The organism is Bacillus sp. PAMC28571, assembly GCF_014250435.1.
In the GTDB taxonomy this organism is placed as follows: Bacteria; Bacillota; Bacilli; order Bacillales; family Bacillaceae; genus Bacillus; species Bacillus safensis.
Genome location: NZ_CP060191.1, coordinates 1737702 through 1756177, shown reverse-complemented (window position 1 = coordinate 1756177; position 18476 = coordinate 1737702). Strand labels below are relative to the sequence as shown.

Genomic DNA, 18476 nt, shown 5'->3' with positions numbered 1-18476 from the left:
AACCAGCATCCGAATAGTGGATGCTGGTTTTTTTTCATGCAGCAGGAACGTTCACACAATAGAATAAAATACAGAAGAACATCGAGGCGCTGCCGCCGAGAACAAAGCTGTGCCAAATCGCATGATGATAGGGGATTTTCCGCCAAATATAAAAGATGGTTCCGACCGAATATAAAACGCCGCCTAACAGTAAGAGGCCAAATCCTGCACCTGTTAATTGGATATAAAGCGGTTTGATGGCAATGATGATCATCCAGCCCATTAATAAATAGACAAGGGTAGATACGATAATAAAGCGTTTGACGAAAAAGATTTTAAAGACAATCCCACCAGCAGCAAGCGCCCATACAATCGCAAGGAGTGTATAACCCAGTGCACCTTTTAGAGGTCCAAGTAAAAAGGGTGTATATGTACCAGCAATCAATACATAAATAGCCGAGTGATCGAGGATTTCAAAAATATCTTTTGTTTTTTGGTGCCGAATGCTATGAAGCAGGGTTGAGCTTAAATAGAGTAGCAGCATGGATGCACCAAATATCGAAAAGCTGATAATGTCTGTGACGGTGCCGTATTGAACAGCGAATAAGACGAGAAACACAATAGCTGGAATGGATAAAATAACACCAATGCCATGTGTAATGGCGTTTGCAATTTCTTCTTTTACAGTAAACAATGGATGTCCTCCTTTTATTGAACCGGTATATAACCATCAAGCGACTTCAGGAATGAAAGACCTTCAAGTGTAATCTTCGTTCCGGCCCTGCCTTTTCCTTTCGTCACGTATGCTTTTTTCTCAAGATCATCTAAGCGGTTTCGCACCTGCTGAGGGGTCAGCGGGATGTCTCCTTGTTTGCTTAATTCAGACAAGATACGCCTGCTGGCTGCTTCTCCTTTTTCATTGAGAGATTTAATGGCTTCCAGCAAGAAAACAAACTCTTGTTTTTCCATTAGTGTGAGCTGGTGTTCTTCCTTTTTTCCTTTTAAGGCTGAGGGAAGGGGTGCTAACACAAAGGGCGGTAAATGATGTAAAAATACCGTGTGGCCCTCGAGTATAGACGCAGCGTAATGAACAATATTTTTGAGTTCTTGGACATTTCCTTCAAATGGATACTGCTGCAAGGCCTCCCAAACACTTGGATCAATATCAGGTGCCATGTTCAGCTTTTGAAAGAAAGCATTTGTTAACACAGGAATATCTGTTTTTCGTTCGGCTAAAGCTGGAAGGGCCAAATGAAGAACATTCAGACGATAAAACAGCTCGGGTAAAAAGGTAGAAGAAACCCTGAGTGCCTCTATTGATAAAGACGAAGAAGCGATTACTTTTGTTGCAGGTGACGTTTCTAGAAAGTGAATGACCTGGTGCTGCATAGAAATACTCAATGCACCGATTTCATCTAAATAAAGAATTTGATTGTTTTTTTCTGTGAAGGCTTTCTGTAAGGTTTCTTCATTCAAGATGGGGCAATACATGTGTGTCAGTGATGCGTTCGCCATTTCTTGGGCGAATAGCGTTTTGCCTGTGCCGATGTCTCCTGTTATCAAGACCGGCTGTTCGTTTTTAGAAAATTGTTTTGCCAGATGAATTGCATGCTTGATATCTTGATGATCTCCATAGATAGATGCGAATGATTGAGTGGCCATTGGGTGATTCCTTTCTTTGTGGTTCTAATTGGTTCAATTGTAACACCCAATTAAAACAAATGTACAGGAAAACGAAAAAGTTTATAAAATTTATGATGGATCGTGATCTATTGGTTTATTTTTTGAATATTCATGTTATAATGACAAATTAAATAAGGTTAAAGAGAAAGGATCTTGTACATGAAACCGTTGCTCAAAGAAAATACGCTAATTCAAGTGAAAGACATCTTAAAAGCCCATCAAAATTTGAAGGATGTAGTCATTCATACACCACTTCAAAAAAATGAGCGACTTTCTGAACGATATGAATGCAATGTCTACTTAAAAAGAGAGGATCTTCAAGTAGTTCGTTCCTTTAAATTAAGAGGCGCTTTTAATAAAATGAGCCAGCTTCCAAAAGATAAACTAGAAAATGGCATTGTCTGTGCAAGTGCTGGAAATCACGCGCAGGGTGTTGCCTATTCTTGTAAATATTTAGGCATCCACGGGAAAATCTTTATGCCTGCTACGACGCCAAGGCAAAAAGTATCACAAGTGGAGCTGTTCGGAAAAGAATATGTTGAAATTATCTTAACCGGAGATACGTTTGATGATTCGTATCATGAAGCCGTAAAATGCGGAGATGAAGAGAAGCGCGAATTTATCCATCCGTTTGATGATCTGGATGTGATGGCAGGACAAGGAACGACTGCTGTCGAAATCTTAAATGATATCGAGGTGGAGCCTCACTTTTTATTTGTAAGTGTCGGAGGTGGAGGTCTGTTATCTGGTGTTGGTACATATATCAAAAATATCTCACCAGAAACCGAAATCATTGCAGTCGAACCGCTTGGCGCAGCTTCACTGCATGCCTCGCATGAGAAGGGCGAGGTTGTGACACTTGATTCGATTGATAAGTTTGTAGACGGAGCAGCGGTTCAGCGGATTGGCGAAAAGACGTTTACATCGCTTCAGTCTGTTGTCGATAAAATCAGTCTTGTACCAGAAGGGAAAGTATGTACAACGATTTTAGAGCTGTATAATCAATGTGCGATTGTAGCAGAACCGGCTGGCGCATTGCCGATCGCAGCATTAGATGCTCATCGCGAGGAGATCAAAGGGAAAAATGTTGTCTGTATTGTCAGTGGAGGAAATAATGACATCGGCAGAATGCAGGAAATCAAAGAACGCTCGATGATCTATGAAGGGCTTCAACATTACTTTATTGTCAATTTTCCGCAAAGAGCAGGAGCGCTTCGTGAATTTTTAGATGAAGTGTTAGGGCCAAATGATGATATCTCACGCTTTGAATATACGAAAAAGAATAACCGAAGCAAAGGTCCTGCGCTAGTCGGCATCGAATTGAAAGAAAAAGATGACTATGCAGCGCTGATTGAGCGGATGGATAAAAAAGGCTTCCACTATGTTGAAGTGAATAAAGATCAAGATTTATTCCACCTATTTATTTAGGCTTAACAGATAATTGGAAAAGAGGATTGATCGTTTGTGCTGCTCAAAACAATATGTTTTAGACGGATGGATGGAGCTCAGATCAAGGTAACAGAAGTCCCTGTTCTAAAGGGAGATGAGACGTATCGTTTCATGCTCACCTTTAGACTTGAAGCTTTCTTGAAAAAAGTCTATGTATCTAAAGGAAAGAGAGCTGTGTACTCTTTCAGAGAGGATGTGAAACGTAACGTCAAGTGGAGCACATATGAACAGATCTATCAGGAGCCTACACTGAAACACAATGCGTAAGCAGAAATCTTTGTCAAAAGGGGGAGGTAGCCATTTTGAAATGGCAGCTGCTCAGTTTGGCAAGGATTTTTTTCATGACAAGAAGAAAATGTGACAATTTCAAAAACGTTAGGTCAGTTGTTTTCAAGTGTGCAGGAAATAAGGTAATATCATAAGTAAAGACTAAGACAGCAAGGATGAGACGATAGTGAAACAAATTAAAATTGTAACAGATTCAACTGTGGACCTTCCGCAAGAAAAAATCAATGATCTTTCCATTCACGTGATTCCGCTCAATATCTCCATTTCTGGAGTTGATTATATTGACCGAGTGAATATACAGCCAGATGAATTTATTGAAAAAATGGAGGCCGCTGAGGAACTGCCGAAAACGTCTCAACCTGCGATCGGTCAATTCGTCGAATTATATGAAAAGCTGACGGTAGATGGAAGTGAAGTGATCAGTATCCATTTAACTGGTGGAATGAGTGGTACTGTTCAAACTGCTGAAAGCGCTTCGAAAATGGTAGATGGAAATATCACGGTAATTGATTCGAATTTTATTTCCTATGGATTAGGATTTCAAGTCATCAAAGCAGCAGAACTAGCCAAAAAGGGTGCAAGCCGTGAAGATATTATCACAGAATTAGATAAAATCCGTCATCAAACAAAGCTATATGTCACGATCGATACATTAGAAAATCTCGTCAAAGGCGGCAGAATTGGAAGAGGAAAGGCGCTCATCGGCTCACTTCTTCACATCAAACCTATTGCCAGCTTAACAGACGGGGTATATACGCCAGAAGCGAATGTGAGAAGCTACTCTGCGCTTGTCCGCCATCTGACAAAACAGTATGTACAGGCGGTGAAGGGAAAAACAGTTCAAGCCATTGGGATCGCACATGCAGATGCATTAGAACTCGCTGAAAAGCTAAAAAAAGCGCTGCTTGATCACACACCTGAAGCACTGATTGACATCGCCTACACAACACCGATTATTTCGTGTCATACTGGAAAGGGCGCAATAGGCTTTACTTTTTATACCGATTGATAGAAAAAGGGGATGGACATATCATGTATAGAAAAAGGGGAGCCTTACTTGGTGCGCTTATGATGGTAAGCGTGCTTCTTTTAGTCTCATGTTCAAATGGACAAATCAAGGATGCTTTAAATTATCAAATAGAGCCGTTTGAGTTTGAAAACCAAGATGGCCAAAAGGTGTCATTGGATGATTTGAAGGGGAAAGTATGGGTCGCTGATTTTATTTTCACAAGCTGTGAAACGATTTGTCCGCCGATGACTGCTCATATGACAGAGCTGCAAAAACGGTTAAAAGAAGAAAAATTGGAAGCGCATATCATTTCCTTTAGCGTGGACCCAGAGGTCGATTCACCGAAAAAGCTAAAGGAATTTGCAAAAGCCTATCCATTGTCCTTTAAAAATTGGGATTTTCTCACTGGGTATTCACAGTCAGAAATTGAAAAATTCGCAATGAAAAGTTTTAAAACCATTGTAAAAAAACCTGAAGATGAAGACCAAGTGATTCATCAGTCCCTGTTTTTCCTTGTCAATCAAGATGGGAAAGTGATGAAAAACTATGATGGGGTGCAAAACACACCTTATGATGACATCATCAAGGACATCAAAACGCTGAACCGAAGCTAGCATAAGGATGTTCAAATGGGCGAAAACATGATACACTTTTTTAATCAGAAAAAGGAGGGACATCATCGTTTGAAGGCTCGTTTGATTTTGATTGTGATGTCTCTAGCTTTTGTTCTTTCTGCATGTTCCGCGCAAGAGGCTGGCATAAAGGATAAACTAGAAGACACACCAAAAGTAAAAGAACATATTACCATCGCAGCGGTTGGAGATTCCTTAACAGAAGGAATCGGAGATCAAGATAAAAAAGGCTATGCAGGCATGACCCGTGACAAGATAGAAGCAGTGGACGGCGTGCAGTCTGTCACATTAAAAAACTATGCTATTAAAGGCAGTAGAACAGTAGATTTATTAAAAAGATTAAAAGAAAAAAAGGTGCAGGACGGACTGAAAGACGCTGACTATATTTTCTTTACGATCGGCGGGAATGATCTCATGCATGTTGTCCGTCAAAATGTGCTTAATTTGACGTTTGCTCCTTTTCAAAAAGAGCAGGGTCCTTTTGAAGAGCGCTTTAAAACCATTCTTGCTCAACTGAGAGAACAGAATGATCATGCGAAAATCATGTATGTCAGCATGTACAATCCTTTTAAATTCAGTTTGTCTGAGCTGCGAGATATTGATGAAGTCGTTCAAGACTGGAATGCCGCTGCCAAAAAGGAACTCAAAAAAGACGGCAATGCGGATATGGTCAATGTAGCAGATTTATTTGAAGAAGGTTCTGATGAAAAATTACTGGCAGAAGATGATTTCCACCCAAACCAAAAGGGGTACTCTCTTATGGCAAATCGTTTATTCTCCGAAGTGAAAAAAGAAGGGCTGCCGAAGGAATAGGGTGAAACAGATGAAAAAATGGAAAAGCTTATTTTTTATTTTACTTGCAATCAATCTATTGATTGTGATTGGCTGCGGTATTTTGATGCTGCTGCCAGGCGGTCAATCCGCTTCAACCAAAGAAGTGAAAAGCGAATATGCTTTTAATATATCCAGCTCAAAGGAATCACTCACCAGCTTTGTGAATGATTATTTGAAAAATCAAGGATCAAATGATATGCCAGACTTTCATGTAGCAATCGATCAAGATGTGAAAGTAACAGGCGCAATTAAAGCTTTCTCTTCAACGATTGATGCAAACGTCTCATTTACGCCAACTGTTGAAGATAATGGTGATGTGCTTTTGAAAGTGGATGACTTTTCAATTGGACAATTGAGCATTCCGATTAGTTTTGTTTTAAGCTACATGGGTCAGTTCTATGAGCTGCCAGAGTTCGTTCATGTAAAACCGGATCAAAAAACGGTTGAAGTGCGTCTTTCAGAAATGCCGCTGACGAATGATATGTATGTAAAAGCAAACAAAATTGATCTACAGAACGATGAAATTGAATTTTCATATTATCATCCAAAGCAATAGAACGTGTGAGTCAGGAGTGTTATCATGAAGCGAGTCTATCAATATTTTAGTTTACTGTCGTTTTTATTTGCTGCGTACTTCGGCATAACAGCTGCCAATGCTTTAAAAGCAGAAAATATCGATCAGTTTTACTTAAATATTGCCTACTGTGCATTATTTCTTGGCACGATGATTCTTGCTTTTGATTTTCAAAAGCAAGAAAAAGCTGAAGATGTCTCGTAAGGAGCCTTTTCCATTTTAGGAAAGGCTCTTTTTTATAGTTGCCGAGACAAGACCACCTTTGCCATAAGTTCAGGTTCTCCGTTCGCAAAACCATGAAGCAGGATCAGGTATGCACGCTTTGTTTGCAGATGAACTTTTGGGATATCAAGCAGTACACTTTGAGTGCCGGCGGCTTTCAATTCAAAATGATATTTATTTGGAGAGAAATGATGAATGTGGGTGCTGTTTACATAATCAAGCTCCTTCGATATGATCCCTTGGTCTCGTTCATATATATCTATAGAAGGAAGGTCCGGAGACAGCTGTACAAATGTAAGTGCTGACAGGTCTTCTTGTTTAATCAAAGGAGTCTGCTGCTCAGTCAGCAGTGCAAAGCCTGCACGGGCACCTGTGATACATAATGTGTAGACCTCGCCGCTCTTAAATCGAATGCGGGAATGAAGAATTCTCTCATTTGTAGCCAGTTTGAACACTTCTATTTCATACATTCCCTCATCCCACTCCATATAAGCGGTCAAATGGCTGTAAGGCATTGGTTTCATTACCTGCTTCCGGTTCACATAAACAGCGAGCTCACTGAGATCTGGTGCAGCGTGAAATAATCGAATAAAGGCTTTTGATGAAGGGCTGCTTTGAAGATGCTCGTAGGTGCCAGCGAATGGCCGATATGGAAAGTCATGATAAAGGAGCTGCTGCATGTCATCAATCCCTTCTTTCTCATGCAATGGTGTTTTTTGTAGCGTATGCATGAAAAAGACGATCTGTATAGGCAAAAGAAGCATAGAAAAAAGCCTGACGTATTCCGTCAGGCCGGCATGTTAAGAAGGAGAAGAATATTGATGATATTCAGCTAGTTTAATGAACGTTTTTTCATCCTCAATTAAACCACAAACACCGCACTGGACTTTCATTTGAGGACCTTGATAGCTCAAGTGAAAAGGAGACAGCTGTTCTCCTTCGTATCTTTCGACAACTGCTCCTGTTGCTGGATCTAGCTTGACAGGTTCTGAAAGCTGCTCAATGAGATTAAAGCGCGTTCTGTTTGTTTTACAGTTTGGACAAAGGTAAGGGCTTGTCATGGTTCATTTCCACCTCTTTTTATCCGTAGCATGTCCTGAGCGCTAAAATCTATGCTTAATCCTTTTGACTTTTATCCAGCTTTTTAAATAATTTGATCATGGTTTTTAGTTCTTCGTCATCAAATGATTCAAATCGCTCCATAAAGTATTCCGTTTTCTTTTTCTCAAAATGCTCAGTAATTTCCTTACCCTTATCGGTTAAGTGGATTTTGATGATGCGGCGGTCCTCTTTTGAGCGGATACGGGTGATCCAGCCTTTTTCTACGAGTGTGTCAGTCACAGCGGTAATATGACTTGCTGACACTCCAAGAATGGAAGCGAATTCCGTTACTTTTTTTGCACCTTGCTCACGCAGCAGATTTAAAATAAGAAATTCATTCCGAGATAATTCGTTTTCGAGCAGGCTGTTAATTTCATAACGGATCTGCTTAAATACGGTTCTCAGTAAAGTGTCCATTTCGTACATCATTTGTTTTCTTTGTTCCAATCATTAAACCCCCATTATATTTTAAAGATACGACGTCATGCTTTCTTTTATTTTGGTATACAAGTCGTATCATTTTCATTATTTTTTATCATGTTATAATATGATGATACCATTTTTTAAATGAAGGGGGCACTAATATGTCTGAAAAACAAGAATTAGCCACATTTGCAGGAGGCTGCTTCTGGTGTATGGTTAAACCTTTTGATGAACAGCCGGGCATTATCAAAGTTGAATCAGGGTATACTGGCGGACATACAGTGAATCCGACCTATGAGGAAGTATGTACAAATACAACGGGACATAGAGAAGCGGTTCAAATTACGTTTGATCCTGACGTGTTCCCGTATGAGAAGCTGCTAGAGCTGTATTGGCAGCAAATAGACCCAACAGACGATGGCGGGCAATTTGGCGATAGAGGGGAATCTTACCGTACAGGTATTTATGTTCATCATGACGAGCAGCGAAAGCTAGCTGAAGCATCGAAAGAGCAGCTGAGCCAAAGCGGGATTTTCAAAAAGCCAATCGTTACAGAAATTTTAGACGCAGGTCCTTTTTATCCAGCAGAGGAATATCATCAGCATTATTATAAGAAAAACAAAATGCACTACGAACGATATCATGTCGGTTCGGGCAGAGCCGGTTTTATTGAGTCCCATTGGAGTGATAAATAATGGCAAATGAAAAAGAAAAGCGTATAAAAGAATTAAATCGCATGCAGTACGAAGTCACGCAAAATAATGGCACAGAGCCGCCATTTCAAAATGAATTTTGGGATCATAAAGAAGAAGGTATCTATGTGGATATCATTTCAGGAAAGCCGCTTTTTTCTTCTTTAGATAAGTTTGATGCCCACTGCGGATGGCCAAGTTTTACAAAACCGCTTGAAGAGGAAGAAGTAGCAGAGAAGGTTGATACGAGTCATGGAATGGTGCGGACAGAGGTTCGCAGTAGAACAGCTGATTCTCATCTAGGTCATGTTTTTCCTGATGGACCAGGGCCAAACGGTCTTCGGTATTGTATTAACTCAGCCGCTTTAAAGTTTATCCCAAAGGATGATCTTGAAAAAGAAGGCTACGGGGATTTGAAACATCTATTTGATTGATCCATTTAAAAATCGTCACATGGAAAGCATCTGCTTCCGTGTGACGATTTTTTATTTTTTATGATGTGTATGATGTAATTGTTCGATGATATGGAATAGCTTTTCTTTGGTAATGAGCGGTGCTTCTTTTGAGGTGTAATTCGTTAAGTCGACTTTTTGAAAGGCAGGGTGCAAATGTGGTCTCGGTAAAATGGCATAAAATTGTTCATGTTCAAACAGTGCATCTGCTTCGTGCGGAAATGTGAGCTCCTCGTGAAGCTTTTCGCCAGGTCTTTTTCCGACTACAAGAATATCCGGAGATTTAGCATTGATTTGAGCGGCATATTCATGAAACGCTTTTAGGAGATCGGCAAGCTGTAAGGACTCCATCTTGAGTATGAAGGTTTCGCCGCCTTTCATCATGATTGCTGCTTTAAGTGTGAGGGAAACAGCCTCTTCAATGGACATAAAAAAACGTGTCATATGAGGATCAGTCACGGTCAAAGGTTTTTCATTTAATAGCTGCTGGAGCATGATCGGAATAACGGAACCTCTAGATCCAAGCACATTGCCAAAGCGTACAGAGCAAAACCTCGTTTTTTGATTCGGAATACTTTCGTTTGCTTGGAAAAATAGTTTTTCTGAAATCAATTTTGTTGCACCCATGGCATTCGTTGGAGAAACCGCTTTGTCAGTTGAAATGTTGACGACATGACTCACTTCATGTTCGAGAGCGGCTTCAATGACGTGCTGCCCGCCGATGATATTCGTTTGAACAGCTTCGAACGGATTATCTTCACAAGTAGGTACTTGTTTTAAGGCCGCTGCATGGAAAATGATATCCACACCCTTGACGAGCTGTCTCACGCGGCTTGCATCCCGGACATCTCCTAAAGCGAATACGACCTCTTGATGATCTGCGTACTCATTTTTCATCATGTATTGTTTGCTGTCATCTTTACTGAAGACGATTATCTTCTTTGGAGAGCAACTTGTTAATTTATTCACGATTTGCCGGCCGATTGACCCTGTACCGCCTGTAACCAATATCGTTTTATCACGAAAAAAGGTCTTCAAAGTCGTTTCTATCTGTTTGGACATATCTAATCCCCCAACTCTCATTTCTCTACTTTGCATCATATGTGAAAGAGCGGCATTCGTTTGAGGAAAAGAACCACTTCATGTATAAATTAGGTGAACAAATTATAACCATCTGCTTGTTGTCTTAATAGAATATGGAGAGATAAGAGATCAACTAGAAAAACGAGAGACCTGAATACTTCAGTACTGCGGTCAGCTCGGGCAGAGAAGAAAATTGTAGGGAGCTGTGCGCGAGGGGAGAAGAGAAGACATGTATAGGGGAAATCGTATTTTAGCCATGATACCTGCATTTAGAAGTCACGACGGCCGGCATGATGAACACATACGCATATTGGCTGAGAGGCCGCTTATCTATTGGACCATTCAGCCGTTACTGCAAATGATTGAATTAGATGAAGTCATCGTCTCCTCAGAGGATGTCAATACGCAAATTATTTCATCTCACTACGGAGCAAATGTGATTGAACTGCCAAGCACACATGTGACAGAACAAACGCCGTCACTGTTAGCTGTGAAGCATGCGCTTGCTTATTTAGAGCGGGAGGGAAAAACCTTTGATATTGTGCTGTATCTGCATCCATCGTCTCCTCTAAGACAGCCGGCAGATATCGAGAAGTGCTTGCAGCTTTTAGTGGAGGGGGGATATGACTGCACCGCATCTTTTACAGAGGCGTTAGAAAACCCAAATGAAACTTGGACACTGCATGAAAACAATGAAGCTACTTTATATAAGGACAATCATTACTTTTTCATGCCAAAGCATGAGCAGCCATATACGTATGGCCGGCTAAATGGTGCAATATATGCTTTTCATGCTCATTATGCCAAAGAATGCATTCATTCCTTTTTAGAAGGATCTGTCGGAGCATATATGATGGATCACACGCAGTCGCTTGTGGTGAAACAGGAGGCAGACCGGAAAGAGGCAGAGAAAATCTTATTAGCTCGCCGAGATGCGGAAGATCATGCATAAGCTGGCATTCAACGAGAAAAAGCGCCCAGTCATAGGGCGCTTTCAGCGTGTAGACAAACCCTCGCATTCCGTGTCAGGTCTGCGCTCCGGTGCTCACGAATGTCAAATTCGCTCCGCTCCGGTACTCGCCCTTCCTACACTGCAAAGGTTTTCTATCACGCTGAAAAGAAGACAAAGGGCTAAAATCAAGAACATTTTAGCCCTTTGTCAACAATTTGAAAGCGCCCAGTTATAGGGCGCTTTTTACGATCTCATAAAGCCTTTGTGGCATCGTATCAAATGTATTCCAGCGAACGGCTTGCTCATAGTTGTTCAGTGCGGCCGCCTTTCTTTCACCGGCATTTGATCCATAGTATTCCACCTGTTTTATCAAATCATCCTCATCTTTGTAAAAAGCAAAGCTTGAAAAAGCAGGCGGTGGATGTAGATCCGTCAATTGAAAACTTCCAGTTGCAGCAATGTCAAATGCTCTGTTATTGAGGCTCATATTTTGAATCATGGCTTTGTTTTTGTTATACGCAAATTGAGCCGGCCTATGCGGATTCAAAACAATTGCTGTCTGCTGATAGATGTCCGCCATTTGCTGAGGACTCAGCCAATTCGTTATCAGTGTGAAATCACGATAATGTCTCCGTGATTTATTTAAGTGACGGTGCCATTCCTTACCTGCAACGAGAATACGCCATTTGTTTTGCTGCAAGAGTGTATCGATGGCTTTGATGCGGTTGGGATAAGGGTAGCCAATGAGAGCAATGTCATACGTGCACATCTCTTCTGGCGATTCATTTTTCTGAAAGACACGTGTATTTGCCGGAATGGGAAAGTAGTGCGTATTTAGAGCGCCTAATTGTTTATAAAATGGCAAAACCCCTTCATCAATCGTTAATATAAGCTGAGCTTCATGTGCGCAAGCAGCTGACACATCTGTATAAAAGGGATCTTCTGTCATCCAAAGAACAATCGGGATTTTTTCTTGTTTGAATTGATGAAGTACATCTTTCGGAACATGATCACCGATCATCATCAAAACAAAATCCGGAGAAAATGTCCGGATTTTGTGCATGTTAGTGGGTAGAGATTCTCTATCAATCTTTACACATGAAAAGGGGGAATCAATGAAGCTTTCTTCTACCCATTGATCAAACATGTGATAGATTCCGCCGTAGCCAGAACTGATATAAAGAAGCTTCATGATGATCCTCTCACATTAAGATGTGAATGTAACACTTTCAACTTTATCTACATCTAATAGAGTCGTTGCTGAGCCTGTAGGTGTGACAGAGCTTTCTTGTGTAACAAATACAACACCTGTTGAAGCATCGAATGATACAAATTGAACTGGCCCAATTAAATCTCCTGAGTCAGTGACAATGCTAATGACTGTTCCTGGTGCAAGTCTTGCAAAGATCCATCTTGCTGGCTGAGATACATCGAGTGTTGTAGCAGAATCTGAAGGTGATGCCTCAGCTGCCACTTCACTTAATAAATCGTTCAATTTTTCTTCCATTTGAACTCCTCCTTCTTCGAGATTAGCTGTTAATGCATGAGTAATTGGTTTGAAAAACACTTTCAATAGTTCCTTTTTTAATTCAGCACGCTTTTCGCTCATTTTTTCCCCATCCTTTCTTCATCAATTCAAACTCACCCCTATGTATATGCCGTTCATTTTTTTTGGCATAAGCAGAACGCTGATTCCTGATCTTTTTTTCATTTAATCACTTCACACATTTTTAAAAATGTTTTCAAATGCTGAGGCTAAATGAAGTGACGCTCATACTCTAGTAAAGATTAAATGTGAAGAGAGAGGGATTATGAATGGAATTTGAAAAATTATTAGATGGTTGGAACGAAGAATTACTAGAGTCGGAAGGAGTGCTTGAAGTCATCTTGATTTTACTTCTTCTTCGTCTTTTGGAAGAAAGTGGGGAAGGGGATGTGTCAGACATCAAAGAATTACTTCGTCCATGGCTTGAGCTTGGCATTCCAGTGCCGCGTGTTCATTTAGTCAATGGAGATGTACTTCAAAACGTGGTTGTCGTGCAATTGTTTGATACGGTTGCAGTCTTTAAAAACGCGACAAATCAGCTAAGAGTGAGTGTTCCTTATGTGAACATTGTCAGCTGGGGGGCTTTTTAATCTAATCAAAAAGGATAATGATCATGAAAGTATCGGTGATTTTAACAAGCTACAATAAACCAGATTTCATTGATCGTGTGCTAAAGAGTATGGTAGATCAAACGTATCCGCATTGGGAGCTTTTGATTATGGATGATGGCTCAGAAGAGGGCACCATTCAAAAGATCCAGCCCTATTTAAGTGATGAACGCATTCAGCTGTATTCGCACACAGTTCATCCGGCAAAACGGCTGTTAACCGCACGATATGCGACGCTTATTAATGAAGCATTAACCCGTATAACAGGTGAGCTCATTTGTTATTTAACCGATGATACCGTGTACCATAAAGATCGTTTGCTTAAAATGGTGGATGTTTTTCGGTCGAAGCCTCACATAGATATTGTGTATTCCTCGCAGCGGGTCGTGCATGTTGATCAGCATTTAGTGGAAACAATGAGTTTTATTCGAGAAGCAGATCAAATCTTAGAGCATGCGTCCTTTCAAGTGGACCATTGTTCGGTCATGCACAGAAGCTGCTTGCTTCCACTGATTTATGAAAAATACGGACAATATTGGGACGATGAGCCAAAGCACTGGCATCATGCAGATTCTGTATTTTGGATGAGGCTGAATCACTTCGCTGCGTTTTTTCCATTAAAAGATGTACTGGATACAACGTATAAAACGCCTCATTCCTTTCACCATCTGTTTTCGAGTATGCCGTATGATTTAATTGACGGAACGGTCATTGAAAAAGAAGGAGATTATTATCAAATCGCAGACGGGAAACTTCATGGAATTGAAAAACGCTGGATCAATGAAAAGAACAGGCGTGCGATCCGTGTTCCGCTGTTATGTGAGATGAAATATGAAATGAAAGAGAAGCTGGCAGTCCCCAATTATACAGTTGTCACCGCAGATTATGGGAAAACGTTCTTTTATATTGAAGATCAGAAAAAAAGACGGTTTGCTTCAAAACGTGACGTGCAATATTTTCAGTTTCACCCAAAGGAGATCTATACGATTTCAAATGATCAGCTCCAGGCATTTGAGGATGGCAGCATCATTCAAGCTTCTCCAGTTTTCAGTCCGCCAAACAGGCGCCTGTTTAAATGGAAACAAGATGTTTATTTACTTGTGCATGATACCTTTTGCCGAATTGATCCTGAGGTCGTGAAGCGATTTGCTTTTTATCATCAGCCGATTAAGCTGTACCCATCCCAATTTACGTTTTTTCAGGAAGGAAAGCCGATTGTGCCGCTGTATAGGGAATCGCTGCAAGAATTCGATATGTCTCTTTATCAAACATCCGGACGAAAGCACTCCTCATAAGAGGGGTGCTTTTTTCGCAATGATTGCAGGAAGTAGAAAGGAAAAAGCGAAACATGAAAAGGACAGGAACCTTTAAGAAATGATCAAGCCGCTGAAAACTTGGCAATTGATGCCGGTTTTTTGGCACTGAAAGTGAGGGGGAAAGAATGGGGAAGGTTGTCGAAAGAGCAGATTGGTTTGAATTGATTTTAGAAGCCATTGATGAAGCCATTCACGTTGTAGATGATCGAGGGATGACGATTTTTTACAATCATAATGCCGCTAAGTTTGACTGTTTACAAAAAGAAGAGGTGATTGGCAAGTACATCCTTGATGTGTATCCCTCTTTAACAGAAAAAACAAGTACGCTCATGCATGTGTTGCGAACAGGAAAGCCCATTTATCATTCGCTGCAAACCTATTTGAATAAAAATGGAGAAAGGATTGAAACAGTGAACACGACATTGCCTATTATCGAAGATAACGAGTTAATAGGCGCGGTCGAAGTCGCAAAAGATGTTTCAAAGATGTCAGCCCTTTCCAATCGTTTAGGTCAAAAAAAGCGGACACAAGATGCGGCTGAGGCCGTACAAATGCATGATTTTGCTTCATTTTTAACAAATGATCCGCTTTTAAAAGAAATGCTTGAAAGGGCAAAAAAAGCAGCTGTTTACCCATCATCAGTTGTTGTCTATGGGGAAACAGGGACAGGAAAAGAAGTGCTCGTTCAAGCCATTGTCCATGAATCTGATCGAAAAAATCAAGTGTTCATTCCGCAAAACTGCGCAGCACTCCCAGAATCATTACTTGAAAGTTTATTGTTCGGATCTGTCAAAGGGAGCTATACGGGCGCACTTGATCGCAAGGGACTTTTCGAATTAGCTGATGGGGGCACACTTTTTCTTGATGAGCTGCAAGCGATGCCGCTCACGCTGCAGACGAAATTATTACGTGTGTTAGAGGATGGCGTTGTCCGCCGCATCGGTGATGCAAAGTCCATTCAAGTGGATGTTCGGCTCATTACTGCGCTCAATATGGACCCATTCGAAGCAGTGAAAAAGCAAATTTTAAGAGAAGATTTATTTTATAGACTGCATGTATCATCTTTTCATATCCCGCCGCTTCGTGAAAGAAAGCAAGATATCACGCTGCTATCCCGCCACTTCATTCAAACCTATCATCAGCAGTTTTCAAAAAACGTTACACGCCTTTCTGAAGAAACGGAACGATTGTTTATGGCGCACCACTGGCCTGGGAATGTCAGAGAATTAAAACATACAATAGAACATGCTGTGTTGATGATGCCAAAGGAAGCGGAAGAGATCATCCCTTTATACCTTCCGGCTCATTTACGTGAGCAAAAGCTGGAAAAAGAAACATCTGAATCCTCCTTAAAAAATCAAGTGTCTTCATTTGAACAAACATTGATTCAAGAAGCTTTACATCAGCATAATGGGAATATTAAAAAAACCGCCGCTGCTTTAAAAATCCCTCGACAAACGCTGCAATATAAATTAAAGAAATATGCAGATGCCGAAATATAGGCACAACATCCAATTGAATATGACGGGTAAAAGCTCCTTTTGTAAAGAATAGGGGCATTTTCCCATGTTGGCACATAACTTGCATAGTATAAAGTGAATGCTGATAGGGGGAATGGATATGAATCAGAAATTGTATGAACCGGCACGTCACTGGAAGGACATTGAGCTTTGGAAGGATGTACCTGAGGAAAAGTGGAACGACTGGATTTGGCAGCTGACGCATACCGTGAAAACGCTTGAGGATTTAGAAAAAATCGTAAACTTAACAGAAGAGGAACGAGAAGGGGTGAAGATTTCCACCAAAACCATTCCACTCAACATTACACCCTACTATGCCTCACTGATGAATCCAGACGATCCAAGATGTCCAATACGTATGCAATCTGTGCCAATTGCAGAAGAGCTTCATAAAACAAAATATGATCTGGAAGACCCGCTGCATGAAGATGAGGACTCACCTGTCCCAGGGCTCACGCACCGATATCCAGATCGTGTGCTGTTTCTTGTGACAAATCAGTGCTCCATGTACTGCCGTTATTGTACGAGAAGACGTTTTTCCGGCCAGATTGGTATGGGTGTGCCGAAAAAGCAGTTAGATGCTGCAATTGGATATATTAGAGAAACACCTGAGGTGCGGGATGTGTTAATTTCTGGCGGAGATGGGCTTTTAATCAATGATCAAGTGCTTGAATACATTTTGAAAAACTTACGAGATATTCCGCACGTTGAGATCATTCGGATTGGAACCCGCGCGCCGGTTGTCTTTCCGCAGCGTATTACAGATGAGCTGTGCGAGATTTTGAAAAAATATCACCCAGTTTGGCTGAACACCCATTTCAATACAAGTATTGAAATCACAAAAGAAGCAAAAGAAGCGTGCGAACGTCTCGTGAATGCCGGCGTTCCTGTAGGGAATCAGGCCGTCATCCTTGCAGGTATTAACGACAGTGTGCCGATTATGAAGAAGCTGATGCACGATCTTGTGAAGATTCGGGTCAGACCATATTATATTTATCAATGTGATTTATCTGAGGGCATTGGCCACTTTAGAACGCCGGTATCAAAAGGGCTTGAAATCATTGAGGGTTTAAGAGGACATACGAGTGGTTATGCAGTACCAAGCTTTGTTGTAGATGCGCCAGGAGGCGGAGGGAAAATTGCCTTACAGCCAAATTATTTATTATCGCAAAGCCCTGACAAAGTCGTCCTTCGTAACTTTGAAGGTGTCATCACCTCTTATCCAGAACCAGAGCATTACGTCGCAGGCCAGGCAGATGCGTATTTTAATGAAATTTATGAAGAGAAACAAGAACCGGCAATTGGTATTACCGCACTATTTGAGGATGAAGCGAGATCGTTTACGCCTGAGAATTTAAGCCGAATGAAACGTAGAGAAGCATATGAGACAAATCCTGAGCACGACACACTTAAAAACAAACGTGAGAAACGAGATGAATTAAAAGAGAAGAAATATCAAGCGCAGCTCAAAAAAGAACAAACCGTAAAGGAGGAGAAATAGCCTTGCTGACATGTGATTGGTGTGAGGAAAACAAAGCAAATGCGGAGCAGACAACAGTCTATTGGGAACTGATCACGGGCACACAATCAATTGAAATCATCGAAACGCCGTCCATTTCCTGCACGCACTGCGGGATGATCTATCAAAAGGATGAGACGGTCAAAGAGATTGAAGATCAATTAATTTTAGTGGATCAGACAAAACTTCCAGAAAAAATCTCCTACGAGGAATTAATGAGCATGGAGCGGTTATTAAAGCGAAATTACTTTGACTTTTCATCATAAGTTGTACCTCCGCCTATACAAGTCATCAAATTGCTGTATAATATAACAACAAAATAGTGTGTCGCGGAGGGAAAAACAGGTGAAGTCGTTTTACCATTATTTAATGAAGTTCAGACATCCAAAACCGAAAGATGAAATCAGCCATTTCGCAAATGCTGCGTATGAGGATCACAGCTTTCCTAAAGCTTCCACAGATTATCATGAGCTGTGCGCTTATTTAGAATTAAATGGTGATTATTTAAGCTCAATGACAACATTTGACGAAGCGTTTGAGCAATACGAAGTAGAAGTCAAAAAAAAATAACACACAACCGCTTATCCGAATGGA

At 40.9% G+C, this 18476-nt stretch carries 24 protein-coding genes; 16 read left to right on the top strand and 8 right to left on the bottom strand.

Annotation, left to right across the window (positions count from 1 at the left end):
* Positions 1 to 34 precede the first annotated feature (34 nt).
* A complete protein-coding gene (locus H7F25_RS08625; protein ID WP_034623514.1) occupies positions 35 to 673 on the bottom strand; it encodes a PAQR family membrane homeostasis protein TrhA in 639 nt (212 codons plus the stop codon).
* 14 nt (positions 674 to 687) lie between these two features.
* Entirely contained in the window at positions 688 to 1641 is a 954-nt protein-coding gene (locus H7F25_RS08620; protein WP_185854492.1) for an AAA-type ATPase lid domain-containing protein, read from the bottom strand.
* A gap of 180 nt (positions 1642 to 1821) precedes the next feature.
* Between H7F25_RS08620 and ilvA the strand changes: the two genes are divergently transcribed.
* The 7 genes from ilvA to ypmT all read left to right on the top strand — a co-directional run bounded on the left by ilvA (position 1822) and on the right by ypmT (position 6652).
* A complete protein-coding gene (gene ilvA / locus H7F25_RS08615; RefSeq protein WP_185854533.1) occupies positions 1822 to 3090 on the top strand; it encodes a threonine ammonia-lyase IlvA in 1269 nt (422 codons plus the stop codon).
* A 36-nt stretch (positions 3091 to 3126) separates the two neighbouring features.
* The gene (locus tag H7F25_RS08610; RefSeq protein ID WP_024422728.1) at positions 3127 to 3378 is read left to right on the top strand and encodes a YpmP family protein; all 252 of its coding nucleotides are present in this window, start codon (positions 3127 to 3129) and stop codon (positions 3376 to 3378) included.
* Positions 3379 to 3565: 187 nt separating this feature from the next.
* Positions 3566 to 4408, top strand: coding sequence for a DegV family protein (locus tag H7F25_RS08605; protein WP_044335180.1), 843 nt, complete (start codon positions 3566 to 3568; stop codon positions 4406 to 4408).
* Positions 4409 to 4431: 23 nt separating this feature from the next.
* A complete protein-coding gene (locus tag H7F25_RS08600; RefSeq protein WP_044335178.1) occupies positions 4432 to 5022 on the top strand; it encodes an SCO family protein in 591 nt (196 codons plus the stop codon).
* A 69-nt stretch (positions 5023 to 5091) separates the two neighbouring features.
* Complete coding sequence (locus tag H7F25_RS08595; RefSeq protein ID WP_024422725.1) at positions 5092 to 5853, top strand: SGNH/GDSL hydrolase family protein; 762 nt, start codon at positions 5092 to 5094, stop codon at positions 5851 to 5853.
* A 10-nt stretch (positions 5854 to 5863) separates the two neighbouring features.
* On the top strand, positions 5864 to 6430 hold the full coding sequence (locus H7F25_RS08590; protein WP_024422724.1) for a YpmS family protein: 567 nt from the start codon (positions 5864 to 5866) through the stop codon (positions 6428 to 6430).
* A gap of 24 nt (positions 6431 to 6454) precedes the next feature.
* Positions 6455 to 6652, top strand: coding sequence for a protein YpmT (gene ypmT / locus H7F25_RS08585; protein WP_024422723.1), 198 nt, complete (start codon positions 6455 to 6457; stop codon positions 6650 to 6652).
* Positions 6653 to 6684: 32 nt separating this feature from the next.
* On the opposite strand, the gene H7F25_RS08580 is transcribed toward ypmT, so the two are convergent.
* The 3 genes from H7F25_RS08580 to H7F25_RS08570 form a co-directional block, all read right to left on the bottom strand.
* Positions 6685 to 7401 carry a DUF4397 domain-containing protein gene (locus H7F25_RS08580; protein WP_238549967.1) on the bottom strand — a complete coding sequence of 239 codons (717 nt, stop codon included), beginning with the start codon at positions 7399 to 7401 and terminating at the stop codon, positions 6685 to 6687.
* A gap of 69 nt (positions 7402 to 7470) precedes the next feature.
* Positions 7471 to 7731 carry a hypothetical protein gene (locus H7F25_RS08575; RefSeq protein ID WP_024422721.1) on the bottom strand — a complete coding sequence of 87 codons (261 nt, stop codon included), beginning with the start codon at positions 7729 to 7731 and terminating at the stop codon, positions 7471 to 7473.
* A 55-nt stretch (positions 7732 to 7786) separates the two neighbouring features.
* Positions 7787 to 8218, bottom strand: a complete 432-nt coding sequence (locus H7F25_RS08570) for a MarR family transcriptional regulator (RefSeq protein ID WP_007500780.1) — start codon at positions 8216 to 8218, stop codon at positions 7787 to 7789.
* 137 nt (positions 8219 to 8355) lie between these two features.
* Here H7F25_RS08570 and msrA point away from each other — a divergent pair, with 137 nt between their 5' ends.
* A complete protein-coding gene (gene msrA / locus H7F25_RS08565; protein WP_024422720.1) occupies positions 8356 to 8889 on the top strand; it encodes a peptide-methionine (S)-S-oxide reductase MsrA in 534 nt (177 codons plus the stop codon).
* On the top strand, positions 8889 to 9320 hold the full coding sequence (gene msrB / locus H7F25_RS08560; protein WP_185854491.1) for a peptide-methionine (R)-S-oxide reductase MsrB: 432 nt from the start codon (positions 8889 to 8891) through the stop codon (positions 9318 to 9320). The genes msrA and msrB overlap by 1 nt, the downstream gene beginning before the upstream one ends.
* A 51-nt stretch (positions 9321 to 9371) precedes the next feature.
* Here the strand turns inward: msrB and H7F25_RS08555 are convergent, their stop codons facing one another.
* Positions 9372 to 10400 carry an SDR family NAD(P)-dependent oxidoreductase gene (locus H7F25_RS08555; protein ID WP_044335176.1) on the bottom strand — a complete coding sequence of 343 codons (1029 nt, stop codon included), beginning with the start codon at positions 10398 to 10400 and terminating at the stop codon, positions 9372 to 9374.
* A 250-nt stretch (positions 10401 to 10650) separates the two neighbouring features.
* On the opposite strand from H7F25_RS08555, the gene H7F25_RS08550 reads away from it, so the two are divergent.
* Positions 10651 to 11373 carry an acylneuraminate cytidylyltransferase family protein gene (locus H7F25_RS08550; protein WP_044335174.1) on the top strand — a complete coding sequence of 241 codons (723 nt, stop codon included), beginning with the start codon at positions 10651 to 10653 and terminating at the stop codon, positions 11371 to 11373.
* A 229-nt stretch (positions 11374 to 11602) separates the two neighbouring features.
* Here H7F25_RS08550 and H7F25_RS08545 read toward each other — a convergent pair whose 3' ends face one another.
* Entirely contained in the window at positions 11603 to 12565 is a 963-nt protein-coding gene (locus H7F25_RS08545) for a CgeB family protein (protein WP_185854490.1), read from the bottom strand.
* 15 nt (positions 12566 to 12580) lie between these two features.
* Positions 12581 to 12982, bottom strand: coding sequence for a hypothetical protein (locus H7F25_RS08540; RefSeq protein ID WP_024422714.1), 402 nt, complete (start codon positions 12980 to 12982; stop codon positions 12581 to 12583).
* A 206-nt stretch (positions 12983 to 13188) separates the two neighbouring features.
* On the opposite strand from H7F25_RS08540, the gene cgeC reads away from it, so the two are divergent.
* The 6 genes from cgeC (at position 13189) to H7F25_RS08510 (ending at position 18452) form a co-directional block, all read left to right on the top strand.
* Positions 13189 to 13509, top strand: a complete 321-nt coding sequence (cgeC, locus tag H7F25_RS08535) for a spore maturation protein CgeC (protein ID WP_185854489.1) — start codon at positions 13189 to 13191, stop codon at positions 13507 to 13509.
* 17 nt (positions 13510 to 13526) lie between these two features.
* On the top strand, positions 13527 to 14822 hold the full coding sequence (locus tag H7F25_RS08530; RefSeq protein WP_185854488.1) for a glycosyltransferase family 2 protein: 1296 nt from the start codon (positions 13527 to 13529) through the stop codon (positions 14820 to 14822).
* Between the two features lie 146 nt (positions 14823 to 14968).
* Positions 14969 to 16345, top strand: coding sequence for a sigma-54 interaction domain-containing protein (locus H7F25_RS08525; protein WP_185854487.1), 1377 nt, complete (start codon positions 14969 to 14971; stop codon positions 16343 to 16345).
* Between the two features lie 118 nt (positions 16346 to 16463).
* Positions 16464 to 17864: a lysine 2,3-aminomutase gene (ablA, locus tag H7F25_RS08520; RefSeq protein WP_024428317.1), complete on the top strand. Its 1401-nt coding sequence runs from the start codon at positions 16464 to 16466 to the stop codon at positions 17862 to 17864.
* A gap of 2 nt (positions 17865 to 17866) precedes the next feature.
* A complete protein-coding gene (locus tag H7F25_RS08515) occupies positions 17867 to 18148 on the top strand; it encodes a YokU family protein (RefSeq protein WP_024422710.1) in 282 nt (93 codons plus the stop codon).
* A 79-nt stretch (positions 18149 to 18227) separates the two neighbouring features.
* Positions 18228 to 18452, top strand: coding sequence for a YozE family protein (locus H7F25_RS08510; protein WP_024422709.1), 225 nt, complete (start codon positions 18228 to 18230; stop codon positions 18450 to 18452).
* Positions 18453 to 18476 lie beyond the last annotated feature (24 nt).